Origin of the sequence: Saccharothrix sp. AJ9571, assembly GCF_021725495.1 — a bacterium.
Lineage (GTDB): Bacteria > Actinomycetota > Actinomycetes > Mycobacteriales > Pseudonocardiaceae > Amycolatopsis > Amycolatopsis magusensis.
The window spans coordinates 7,403,326-7,415,702 of record NZ_CP091382.1; the positions used below are offsets into that span (position 1 = coordinate 7,403,326).

7 protein-coding genes are annotated in these 12,377 nt (G+C 70.0%); 4 read left to right on the top strand and 3 right to left on the bottom strand.

Features of this window, described 5'->3' with window-relative positions:
• Positions 1–63: 63 nt before the first annotated feature.
• The 3 genes from L3Q67_RS33360 to L3Q67_RS33370 all read right to left on the bottom strand — a co-directional run bounded on the left by L3Q67_RS33360 (position 64) and on the right by L3Q67_RS33370 (position 6,714).
• On the bottom strand, positions 64–4,374 hold the full coding sequence (locus tag L3Q67_RS33360; RefSeq protein ID WP_499185389.1) for a GH92 family glycosyl hydrolase: 4,311 nt from the start codon (positions 4,372–4,374) through the stop codon (positions 64–66).
• A gap of 212 nt (positions 4,375–4,586) precedes the next feature.
• Positions 4,587–5,894, bottom strand: coding sequence for a M20/M25/M40 family metallo-hydrolase (locus tag L3Q67_RS33365; protein ID WP_499185390.1), 1,308 nt, complete (start codon positions 5,892–5,894; stop codon positions 4,587–4,589).
• Positions 5,887–6,714, bottom strand: coding sequence for a M55 family metallopeptidase (locus L3Q67_RS33370; protein WP_499185391.1), 828 nt, complete (start codon positions 6,712–6,714; stop codon positions 5,887–5,889). The genes L3Q67_RS33365 and L3Q67_RS33370 overlap by 8 nt, the downstream gene beginning before the upstream one ends.
• Positions 6,715–6,927: 213 nt before the next feature.
• Here L3Q67_RS33370 and L3Q67_RS33375 point away from each other — a divergent pair, with 213 nt between their 5' ends.
• Genes L3Q67_RS33375 through L3Q67_RS33390 form a run of 4 tightly spaced genes read left to right on the top strand, consistent with a single transcriptional unit; the run spans position 6,928 to position 12,376 of the window.
• Positions 6,928–8,757: an ABC transporter substrate-binding protein gene (locus L3Q67_RS33375; protein WP_499185392.1), complete on the top strand. Its 1,830-nt coding sequence runs from the start codon at positions 6,928–6,930 to the stop codon at positions 8,755–8,757.
• A gap of 12 nt (positions 8,758–8,769) precedes the next feature.
• Positions 8,770–9,798 (top strand): ABC transporter permease, encoded by a 1,029-nt coding sequence (locus L3Q67_RS33380; protein WP_499185393.1) that lies wholly within the window; start codon positions 8,770–8,772, stop codon positions 9,796–9,798.
• Positions 9,795–10,700: an ABC transporter permease gene (locus tag L3Q67_RS33385; RefSeq protein ID WP_499185394.1), complete on the top strand. Its 906-nt coding sequence runs from the start codon at positions 9,795–9,797 to the stop codon at positions 10,698–10,700. The genes L3Q67_RS33380 and L3Q67_RS33385 overlap by 4 nt, the downstream gene beginning before the upstream one ends.
• Entirely contained in the window at positions 10,697–12,376 is a 1,680-nt protein-coding gene (locus L3Q67_RS33390) for an ABC transporter ATP-binding protein (protein WP_499185395.1), read from the top strand. Before L3Q67_RS33385 ends, L3Q67_RS33390 begins: the two co-directional genes overlap by 4 nt.
• The last annotated feature ends 1 nt before the right edge of the window (position 12,377 follow it).

Here is a 12,377-nt window from a genome sequence, read left to right on the forward strand (position 1 = left end):
CACGTTAACGGGCGGCGCCCGGGATCACCCGGACGCCGCCCGTGACGTGCCGACGAGCCGCTACTACAACCCGGCGCACTGACCGGCGACGGCACCCCGCACCGCGTTGGCCAGCGTGTTGTTCACCGGTTGCGTGCCGCCGCCGCAGCTCAGCGGGCCCTGCAGGGTGTTCGCCGCGAGCAGCACCGACGGGCCGGTGTTGCCGTTGAGCGCCACCGGTCCGTACACGGTGGAGTTCTCCAGCGCGACCGTGCCGGTGGTGCCGGTGATCGAGATCGGCCCGGTCACCTTCGTGCGCAGGAACCGCACCGAACCGGCCTTCGCCGCCGAGATCGGGCCGCTGATCGAACCACCGTCGACCACCAGCGAGGCACCCTCGGCCACGGTCACCGGACCGCGGACGTCGACGCCGGCCACGCAGGTCACGCCGCTGGTCACGGCCAGTGCGCCGTGGTGGTCGGCGCCGATGGTCGTGGTGCACACCGGGTCCGGTTTGCCCAGCAGTTCGACCTCGGCCAGTCCGGCCGCACCACCGTTGGTCGCGGTGACTTCCAGCCGGTAGTGCGTGTAGTGGCCGGGGTTGGCCGCTTTGAACGCCCGCGTGTGCTGGCGCCACTTGAAGCTCTGGTCCGTGCGCTGGTCCACCACGGCCCAGGTCTGGCCGTCGTAGGAGCCCTTGAGCACCCAGCTCCGCGGTTCGCCTTCACCCTTCGGGGAGGTCAGCGTGTAGAAGCTGGCCGCCTCCGTGCCCGAGTTGAGCTGGTACTGCACCCAGGAACCGGGCTTCGACTCGGTGGCCGAGCTGTTGTCGAACAGCGTGGCCACGTCACCCGCCTCCGCGGTGGCGGTGCCCTTGCCCGGCCCGGTCAGGTCGTGCAGCGGGTTGGCCACGGCGTCGCCGGTGGTGATCGACGAAGGCGCGTCGGCAGGCCCGGTGCCCCACGCCGACGGCTGCGGGCCCATGGTGAACTCGAGCGTGCCGCCGTTCGCGAGCAGGTCGTGTGGCAGCGAGGTGGACGAGTGGTCCTCGCCGTTGACCTTGAGGCCCTGCACGTAGATGTTCTTCGCGTTGTTCTGCGGCGCGTTGATCACCAGCTTCTTGCCGTTCTCCAGGTTCACCGTGGCCTTGGTGAACAGCGGCGAGCCGACGGCGTAGTCCGGCTTGCCCATCTGCAGCGGGTAGAAGCCCAGCGCGCTGAAGATGTACCAGGCGGACATCTCGCCGTTGTCCTCGTCGCCCGCGTACCCCTGGCCGAGCTCGCCACCCAGGTACAGCCGCGAGAGCACCTCGCGCACCTTCTCCTGCGTCTTCGACGGCTGACCGGCGTAGTTGTACATGTAGGGGATGTGGTGCGAGGGCTGGTTGGAGTGCCCGTACTGACCCATCCGCACGTCCCTGGCCTCGCGCATCTCGTGGATCACGCCGCCGTAGGAACCGGGGAAGGTGGCCGTCTCCGGGGTGGCCCAGAACTCGTCCAGCTTCTTCGCCAGGCCGTCCTTGCCGCCGTAGAGGTTGGCCAGGCCGTTGCCGTCGTGCGGCACGGTGAAGGCCATGTTCCAGCCGTTGGTCTCGGTGTAGTCGTGACCCCATTCGCGGGGCTCGTACTCGCTCGCCGGGACGCGCCAGTCGCCGGTCGGCGACTTGCCCTGGAAGAAGTCGATGCTCGGGTCGAAGGTGTTGACGTAGTTCTGCGCGCGGTTGGTGAAGTACTCGTGGTTCTCCAGGTACTCCTGCTTGCGCGGATCGTCCGGGGCGGCTTCGTCGTAGAGCTTCTTCGACATGTTCGCGATGCCGAAGTCGTTGACGTAACCCTCGATGCCCCACGACATGCCCTCACCGGTGGCGGTCGAGGTGTAGCCGAGGAAGATCGACGTGTCGAGCCCCTTGCGGCCCACGCTCGCGTTCGGCGGGGTCACGCTCGCGTTCTTCAGCGCGGCGTCGTAGGCCGACTGGACGTCGAAGTTCTTCACGCCCTTGAGGTAGGCGTCGGCGAAGGCGACGTCGGAACTGGTGCCGGTCATCAGGTTCGCGTAGCCGGGGGAGGACCAGCGGGAGATCCAGCCGCCGTCGCGGTACTGCTGGGTGAACCCGTCGACCATCTTCCCGGCCATGGTCGGGGTGAGCAGCGCGTACGCCGGCCAGGTGGTGCGGTAGGTGTCCCAGAAGCCGTTGTTGACGAAGATCTCGCCGTCCACCAGCTTCGAGCCGGTGTGCGTCGGCGTGTCCTCGCCGGTCTTCGCCGCGACCGGGCTCGCGTACTGGAGCTTCGGCTGTTCCTTCGTGCCGATGTTCTCGTAGCCCGAGTTGGGGTAGAGGAACAGGCGGTACAGGTTCGAGTAGAGCGTCTGCAGCTGGTCGGCGCTGGCGCCCTCGACCTCGATCACGCTCAGCTTGTCGTCCCAGGCCGCCTGGGCCGCGTCGCGCACCGACTCCAGGGTCGCCCCGGGCGCGATCTCCTGCTGGAGGTTCTTCTTGGCCTGGTCCACGCTGATCAGCGAGGTGGCGATGCGCATCTGCACGGTGTTCGTGCCGCCCGTGTCGAAGCGCAGGTAGCCGCGCACGTTGTCGCGGCCCTCACCGGGCAGCTTGTCGCCCGCGGTGACCGGCTTGTCGAACTCGGCGTAGACGAACAACCGGCCCGCGCCCGCGGAGAGCCCGCTCTTGACGTCGGAGTACCCGCTGAGCGCGCCGGCCGCCTTGTCCAGGGTCAGCCCGCCGTTGTTGTTGACGTTGTCGAAGATCAGGTTCGCGTCGGCGCCGGGGAAGCTGAACCGGAACATCGCCGCGTGATCGGACGGAGCCAGCTCGGTCTTGATGCCGTTCTCGAACTGGACGCCGTAGAAGTGGGCCTTGGCTTCCTCGTTCTCGTGCTTGAAGGCCAGTTCACGGGCGTCGCGGTTGGCGTCGGGCACCCCCGCCGCGAGCGAGGGGTGGACCTGGAAGGTCTGCCGGTCACCCATCCACGGGCTGGGCTCGTGGCTCACGCTGAACGCCTGCGCGGTCGGCAGGTTCTGGGCGTTGTTGCCTTCGTGATAGCGGTATAACCAACTGGTCGAACCGGCGTCGGTCACCGGGGTCCAGAAGTTGAACCCGTGCGGCACGGCGGTGGCCGGGAAGTTGTTGCCGCGGGAGAAGGCCGAGTTCGCGTGCGTGCCGCGGGTGGTCAGCACGTGCTCGCTCGGGCGGGCGTTGGCCGGGGGAGCGGGCGTACCGGCGCCGAGGCGGATGTCGTCGAGCCAGCCCTGCAGCGGCGCGGGTCCGGCGGGGTTGTCGTAGCCGACCAGGATCCGGTCGATGACCTTGCCCTTGGCCACCGTGCCGATCGAGGAGCGGACCGAGTTCCACTGGTTGATCGACAGCGACTTCGCCGCGCCCTGCCCGGCCGGGGAGAGGGCGAAGCCGTACTGGTCGGTGGCACCGAGGTCGCTGAGGTAGCTGCCGTCGGTGAAGGCCAGGTCGACCGCGACGTTGGTGCTCGGGTACTTCAGGTCGTCACCGGAGAACTCGGGGAAGACCTTGTACGACAGCTCGGTGGCGTCGCCGACGGGCACGTCGACGTCGAAGATGTTGTTGTAGGAGAAGCCGCGGCCCTCGACGGTGTGCGTGCCGGAGTAGCGGAACGCGCGGAGACCGGAGTAGCCGACGCGCGACTTGTTCGTGTAGCCACCGGTGGGGCCGCCGTCGGGGAAGCTGCGCATGTTGGGCAGCGCCGGCGGGGCCGGTTCGTCGTTGGCCAGCAGCAACTCGGCCAGCTGGAGCAGCGGGCCGCCGTTGTTCTTGGTGACGTCGAGCCGGAAGTGCTGGAAGGTGGCAGGCGCGGCGAGGCGGTACTCCTTCGGCTGGAAGCGCTCGCCGAACTCCTCCCCGGTCCGGGTGTCGAGGTCGGTCCAGGTGGTGCCGTCGGCCGAGCCCTGCAGCTTCCAGTCCCGCGGGTCGCGCTCGTCGAAGTCGTTCGCCGAGGTCAGGCCGTAGCGGGTGATGGTGACCGGTTCGGTCAGGGTGAACCGCGCCCAGGCGGCGGGCTGCTTGGACAGCCACTTCGACTCGGGCTTGCCGTCGGCCAGGTTCGGCGCGATCTCGCCGCCCTCGGGGTTCTCGCTGCTCGCGGTCGCCTCGGCGAGCTTGCCGCGGACGTCACCGGGGATGGCGGTGCCGTTGGCGCCGTTGACCCCGTTCGCCTTGGGCTTGCCGTCGGGCCCGATGTCCACCGTGTCAGTCCAGTCGGGCGCGGGCTCACCGGGCTCGAAGGAGGAGTAGAAGTCGGGCGGGGGCGCGGGCGCGGCGAGCGCGGGGGAGGGGACCGCGGTCAAGCCAGCCGACAACACGACGGCGGACAGCAGCGCGCAGACCGGTGGTCGGACGCTTCGGGGCATCTTTGCTCCAGGTTCCGGGCGGGGGACGCAGGGGAGCGCCGCGAACGGCGCCCAGCTAAATAAGCGTGCTGTGACATCGTTGTCAAGAACGCGTTGGTTTCCCGTCCGAAAACAGACAACCCAGTCGGGTGTATAACGCCCTATACGGCACCGCTTTGAGGCACAGCATGTTCAGCCAGAAGCACCAAACCCGCTGCGGAAGCGGAGATGGCTCAGCAGTGGGTGAACAGGTGCGCCAGGGCGCGGCTGCCGAAGTGGAGGCCTTCGACCGGGACGCGTTCGTCCACGCCGTGGGCCATCGCGCGGTAGTGGAAGCCCTGCGGCAGCCACAGCGGGGCGAAGCCGTAGCACTGGATGCCGAGCTTGGCGAAGGCCTTCGCGTCGGTGCCGCCGCCCATGCAGTACGGCACCACGACCGCGTCCGGGTCCTGGGCGCGCAGCGCGGCCGCCATGGCGTCGAACCACGGGGAATCCACCGGCGCCTGCACCGGCGGCTGGCGCGCGATGAACTCCCTGGTCACGTCCGGCCCGAGCAGTTCGTCCACTGTGGCCAGCAGGTCGTCCTCGGTGTCCGGCAGGGTCCGGGTGTCCACCTGGGCGTGCGCCACGCTGGGGATCACGTTCACCTTGTACCCGGCTTCGAGCATGGTCGGCGTGGTGCTGGTGCGCACCATCGCCTCGACCAGCGCCGCCGCCGGGCCCAGCCGTGCCAGCGTTCCGTCCACATCGGACAGATCAACGGGGACGTCGAGCGCCTTGCCGGTCTGCTCGATGAACGCGCGCGTGGCCGGGGTCAGGTGCACCGGCCACTGGTGCTTGGCGATCCGGTCGAGCGCGGCGACCAGCCGGACGACGGCGTTCTCGTGGTTGCGCCGCGAACCGTGGCCCGCGCGGCCGCGGGCGGTCAGGCGCAGGTGCGCGGTTCCGCGCTCAGCCGCGCCGACCGGGTAGAGGCGCACGGTCCGGCCGTCGGCGGCGGGCACGTGGTAGGTGTAGCCGCCGGATTCGCTGATCGCCGCGGCGCAACCGTCGAAAAGGGACGGGTGGTGCTCGACCAGCCAGTGCGCGCCGTAGTCGCCGCGGTCTTCCTCGTCGGCGACGAAGGCGAGCACGATGTCCCGGCGGGGTTTGCGTCCTTCGCGCGCGAAGGTGTCCAAAACGGACAGCACCATCGCGCAGAAGTCCTTCATGTCCGTGGCGCCGCGGCCCCAGAGGAAGCCGTCGCGCACCTCGCCGGCGAACGGCGGCACGGCCCAGTCGGCGGCGTCGGCAGGCACCACGTCGAGGTGGCCCTGCACCAGCAGCGCCGGCAGGGACCGGTCACTGCCTTCGACGCGGGCGACGACGTTGGCGCGCCCCGGCGCCGATTCCAGGATCCGCGGGCTCAGGCCCGCGTCGGTGAGCAGCCCGGCCACGTACTCGGCGGCCGCTCGTTCTCCTTCGGCGTCCCCGTTGCCGCGGTTCGTCGTGTCGAACCGGATCAGCTCCGAGCAAACGGAGACGACGTCCAACTCAGCCATACTTCCCCTGCACCGCGCCCGCGGCGATCGCGGTGACCACCTTGAACGCCTTCATCGCTTCGGTCATGTCCGGCGCGTCGAAGCCCACCCGGCGGACCCCGACCTGCTCCACCGTAGGGATGACCGCGGTGGCCTGCGCGAGGTGGCTCGCGTCGAACTCGACCTCGATCCGGTGACCCCGCGACGAGGGTTCTCCGCGACCGGCCCGCGCCATGGCGCGGCGCGCCGCTTCGGTCTGCATTTCAGCCGTTCGTGAAGGGGGCAGGCAGATGGCCGCGTAACGGCTCACGCATTCCTTCACCGCCACGAGTTCCGCGCCGGGCGCGTAGCCGGCGGCGTCTTCGCAGGTCTTGTCGTCGCCGGTGACCAGCAGGACCGGCACGCCGTATTCGGCGGCCAGCGCGGCGTTGAGCCTACCCTCGCTGGCGTGCGTGCCGTCCAGCCACACCCCGGTGATCTGGTTCTCCAGGTAGGTGTGGGAAAGCACGCCGTCCGCGCCGGCCCCGGCGTGGTAGCCGAGGAAGACCACACCGTCCACACCGCTGTCGACGCCCTGCATCATCGACAGCGGCTTGTGCCTGCCGGTGAGCATGCGGGCGCGGGGATCGAGGTCTTCCAGCAGCAGGTTCCGCTGCGACGAGTGCGCCTCGTTCACCAGCAGGTCGGTCGCGCCGGCGTCGGCGAGCCCTGCGGCCACGGCGTTGACGTCCCCGGTGAACAGCCTGCGGAATCGTTGCCACTGCTCGGTTCCGGGGACCACGTCGTCGGTCCAGGTGACCCCCGTGGCACCCTCCATGTCGGCCGAGATCATGATCCGCATGGGGTTCAACCTAGTGGGCGCCACAAGTGACGTTCGTCATCGCCCCCGCCCGGTTGGGTAACGGGTTGGCATGAACGCCCGGCAATCGTTGACTTCCGGTGGCGGTGAATGGTTACTTTTCGGCCTTCGGGGACGGGGCTTGGAGGGCTTCGGGGGTCCGGGGGTCGGCCCCCCGAGCAGACGACGGAGCATGAACGATTGGGGATCGCGAGAATGCGTGCAGTGAGAAGTACCTGGCGACGGCGCGCGGCCGCGCTCGGCGCCACCGCGCTGGTGGCGGCCGCGCCCGTGCTGGCCATCGGGCCCGCCCAGGCGCAGCAGCCGACCGTGCTGCGGGTGGCCCTGGTCCAGTCCATCGACCACCTGAACCCGTTCACCGCGAGTTTCGCCTCCACCGCGATGATCGGCCGGATCTCCTGGGAGTTCCTCACCCTGCCCTCGGCCGAGGACAACCTGCCCACGGCGGGGCTCGCCGAGACGTGGACGCCGTCGCCGGACGGGCTGACCTGGACGTTCAAGATCCGCGAGGCGAAGTGGTCCGACGGCACGCCGCTGACCGCGAAGGACGCCGCGTTCACCTTCAACCGGATGATGAGCGACCCGGCCGCGCGTGAGGCCAACGGCACCTTCGTCGAGCAGTTCCAGACGGTGACCGCGACCGACGACCGCACGCTGACCGTGACGCTGAAGAAGCCGCAGGCTTCGATGACCGCGCTCGACGTGCCGATCGTGCCGGAGCACATCTGGTCGGGCGTGACCGACATGGCCTCGCCGGAGACCGACACCGTGGCCAAGGTGGGTGTGGGCTCGGGCCCGTTCACCATCACCGAGTACCAGACCAACCAGCTGGTCCGGATGAAGGCGAACCCGAACTACTGGCGGGGCGCGCCGAAGGTGGACGAGCTGCAGTTCGTCAAGTTCGACAACGCCGACGCCGCGGTCAACGCGCTGAAGAACGGCGAGGTCGACCTGATCAACCGGCTCACCTCCACCCAGTTCGACGCGCTCAACGGCCAGCCGGGCATCACCACCAACAAGGCGGTCGGCCGCCGCTACGACGAGCTGCTGATCAACCCGGGCGCGCAGAACTTCGACCGCCAGCCGATCGGCGACGGGCACCCGGCGCTCAAGGACGTGCGGGTGCGCAAGGCGATCGCCCGCGCGATCGACCCGGCGACCATCATCGACAAGGTGCTCGGCGGGTACGGCGAGGCGCCGGGCGGCATCGTGCCGCCGATGTTCAAGACCTATCACTACGCGCCGGGCCCGGCCGAGAAGTACACCTTCGACCTGGCCGCCGCGAACGCCGCGCTCGACCAGGCCGGTTACCCGAAGGGGCCGGACGGGATCCGGGTCGCGCCGGACGGGCGCAAGCTCGAGTTCCGGTTCACCGGGCACGCCACCCGCGACTACGACCAGCGCGTGGTCAAGTACGTCGCCGGCTGGCTGGGGGAGATCGGCATCAAGATCACCGAGGTCCTGGTCTCCGACAACGAGGTGGACGAGTCCACTTCGGCGGGCAACTACGACCTCGCGCTCTCGGGCTGGGGCACCAACCCGGACCCGGACTACATCCTGGCCAAGCAGACCTGTTCGGTGCTCCCCGCCACCGCGGGCAGCACGAGCAGCAACGCGTTCTTCTGCGACGCCGAGTACGACCGGCTCTACGCGCTGCAGGCCGCCGAGCCGGACATCGCCAAGCGCGCCGAGTACGCGAAGCAGGCCCAGGCCCGCTACTACGACCAGGTGCCGAGCGTGGTGCTCGACTACAAGAGCGCGCTGGAGGCCTACCGCTCCGACAAGTTCTCGTCGCTGACCAAGCAGCCGGTCGCCGGCGGCGCGCTGATGGAGCAGAGCGGGTACTGGAGCTTCTACGGTGCCGTGCCCGCCGGTGAGGACGCGGCCGCGGCCGGGGACTCGGGTGGCCTGCCGACCGGGGCGTGGATCGCCATCGGGGCGGGCGCGGTGATCCTGGTCGCGCTGATCGGTGTGGTGGTGTCGCGGCGCGGCAAGTCCGCCGGGTCCGCCGACGACAAGGAATAGGAGCAAGGGGCGTTGACCGAAGCGGTCTCGACAGCCACGGGCGCGGAACTGCCCGACCCGGACGAACGACGCGGGGGTACCGGGACCCTTCGGTTTCTCGCAGGCAAGATCGGCGCCGGGCTGGTCAGCCTGCTGCTGGTGGTGGTGCTGGGGTTCCTGCTGTTCCGGATGATCCCCGGCGACCCGGTCACCACGATGACCAGGGACCGGCCCACCAGCCCGCAGCAGCTGGCCGAGCTCCGCGCCCGCCTCGGCGTGGACAAGCCGATGCTGCAGCAGTTCTTCGACTACTTCGGCGGACTGCTGCGCGGTGACCTCGGTACGTCCTACATCTACAACCGGCCGGTGGCGGCGATGATCGGCGAGCGGGTGTGGCCCACCGTCCTGCTCGTCGGCACCGCCACCGTGCTGGCGGTGGTGCTGGGCCTGTGGCTCGGCGTGCGGGCGGCGTGGAAGCGCGGCAGCGGGTTCGACAAGGTGCAGACCGGCGTGGCGCTGACCCTGTGGTCGGTGCCGCAGTTCTGGCTGGGCCTGATGCTGCTGATCGCCACGCAGGGGCTGTTCCCGAGCCGGGGCATGACCTCGCCGGACACCCCGCCGGGCTTCTTCAACGAGGTCCTGGACGTGGCGCACCACCTGACGCTGCCGTGCGTCACGCTGCTCGCGGTGATCTACGCGCAGTACATGCTGGTGATGCGGTCCTCGTTGCTCGAGGAGATGAACGCGGACTACCTCACCACGGCCCGCGCGAAGGGCCTGCGCGACGACCTGGTGCGCCGCAGGCACGCCGTGCCGAACGCGCTGCTGCCCACGGTGACCCTGGTGTTCCTGCAGTTCGGGCTGGTGGTGTCCGGCACGGTCACGGTCGAGGCCGTGTTCTCGTGGCCGGGGCTCGGGCTGCTCACGTTCGAAGCGCTGCGCGGGCCGGACCTGCCGCTGCTGCAAGGAGTGTTCTTGATTCTGGCCGGTTCGGTGGTCGTGATGAACCTGTTCGCCGAGGTGCTCTACCGGGTGCTCGACCCGCGGGTGCGTGCCTCATGAGCGAAGTGACGCAGACGGCGAAGGCGATCGCGTGGCAGCGCCGGTTCGCCGCGGCGGGCAACGTGTGGCGGGAGTTCGCCAAGAACCGCGGCGGGTTGGTCGGGCTGGCCCTGCTGGGGGTGATCGTGGTGCTGGCGGTGCTGGCGCCGGTGATCACCGATCCGGCGGGGCTGGACGTGACCAAGGCGCCGGGCAGGCCGCTGCAGCCGCCGACCGGGGAGTACCTGCTCGGCACCGATGTGGACGGTCGCTCGGTGCTGCTGCTGACCTTCTGGGGCGCGCGGGTGTCGCTGCTGGTCGGGCTGGCCGCGACGGTGCTCTCGGTGCTGATCGGCACCATCGTCGGCATCGCGGCCGGGCACTTCGGCCGGTGGGTGGCGCGGATCCTGCTGCCGTTCACCGACTTCTTCCTGGTGCTGCCCTCGCTGGTGCTGGCGATCGCGTTGTCCAGCGTGCTGCCCAGGGGCATCCCGACGATCATCGTCGCGGTCGGGGTCACCTCGTGGCCGACGACCGCGCGCCTGGTGCGCGCGCAGACGCTGACCGTGGAGAGCCGCCCGTACATCGAGCGGTCGAAGGCGCTGGGCGGCGGGCACCTGCACGTGATCGGCAAGCACGTGCTGCCCGCGGTGATGCCGCTGGTGCTGGCGAACACCACGCTGGTGGTCGGCGGGTCGATCATCGCCGAGTCCACGCTGTCCTTCCTCGGGCTCGGTGACCCGAACAACGTCTCGTGGGGTTCGATGCTGCAGACGGCGCTCAGTTCCGGTGCGGTCAGCGGCGGTGCCTGGTGGTACCTGTTGCCGCCGGGTCTGGCCATCGTGGCGATCGTGCTGTGCTTCACGCTGGTCGGCCGCGCGCTGGAGACCGTGCTCAACCCGCGGCTGAGGGGGGACCGATGAGCGCGCTGCTGGAGCTCAAGGACCTGAACGTCACCTACCCGGCGCCGGGGGAGGACGTGCGCGCGGTGCGTGACGTCAACCTGCGACTGGAGCCGGGGGACACCCTCGGCGTGGCGGGGGAGTCCGGCTCGGGCAAGTCGACCGTGGCGATGAGCGTGCTCCGGCTGCTGCCGAGGTCCGCGAAGATCACCGGCGAGATCCTGCTCGACGGCGAGGACGTCACCACGATGAAGTGGGGGCGCCTGCGCGCGGTGCGCTGGTCGGCGGCCTCGATCGTGTTCCAGGGCGCGATGCACGCGCTGAACCCGGTCCGGCGGATCGGGGAGCAGATCGCCGAACCGATCCGGCTGCACCCGCCCGAGGGCAAGGCGCAGAGCGAGACGGCCGTGCGCAAGCGGGTCGAGGAGCTGCTCGGGCAGGTCGACCTGCCGGTGAGCCGGGCCGGGGCCTATCCGCACGAGCTGTCCGGCGGGCAGAAGCAGCGGGTGATGATCGCCATGGCGCTGGCCTGCCGGCCGCGGCTGGTCATCGCCGACGAGCCGACCACCGCGCTGGACGTGATCGTGCAGGCCCAGGTGCTGGACCTGCTCAGCGGGCTGGTCGCCGAGCAGGGCATCGGGCTGATCATGATCAGCCACGACCTGTCGGTGCTGGCGGCGACCTGCGCGCGGATCGCGGTGATGTACGACGGCGAGATCGTCGAAGAGGGCGACGGCAGGCAGGTGATGGCCTCGCCGCGGCACGCGCACACCCGGGCACTGGCCGCGGCCTTCCCCACGGTGGGTGATCCGGTGTCCCGGTTCGCCCCGGCGACGGCGGGCGAGCTGCCGCCGGAGCCGGAGACGCCGGTGGACACGGGGGAGGGGCCGCTGCTGGTGGCCAAGGACCTGCACGTCCGCTTCCGCGACCGCAAGGGCACCACCATCGACGCGGTCAAGGGGGTGGACCTGGAGGTCCGGCGCAACGAGATCATCGCGCTGGTCGGCCAGTCCGGTTCGGGCAAGACCACGCTGGCCCGCACGCTGATGGGCCTGCAGAAGCCGACTTCGGGCCAGGTGTTGTTCGAAGGCGAGCCGGTGCCGATGACCAGCGCGGGGCTCAAGGCGTACCGGCGGCGGGTGCAGCTGGTGCTGCAGGACCCGACGAGCGCGCTGAACCCGCGCCACAGCGTCTACGAGGCCGTCGCCGAGGGGCCGCGGATCCACGGGTTCTCCGAGCCCGAACTCGACATCGTCACGAAGGCGCTGGAGGCGGCCGAACTCCGGCCCGCGGAACGGTTCCTGCAGCGGCTGCCGCACGAACTGTCGGGCGGGCAGCGCCAGCGCGTGGTGATCGCGGGCGCGCTCGCGCTCGACCCGAAGGTGGTGGTCGCCGACGAGCCGGTGGCCTCGCTGGACGCCTCGGTGCGTGGGGAGATTTTGGCGCTGCTGCTGCGTTTGCGGCGGGAACTGGGCCTGGCGGGCCTGGTGATCACGCACGACCTCGGGCTGGCGTGGAACATCGCCGACCGGGTGGCGGTGATGTACCGCGGTGAGCTGGTCGAGGTGGGGACGGTGGAGGAGGTCCTGCTCTCGCCGCGGCACGAGTACACGAAGTCGTTGCTGGCCGCACTTCCGGGTGGCACGCTCACTCCGGAGGGTGCTGGCGCGGGGCCGGTGGGAGAGGGCGGTGTGTAAT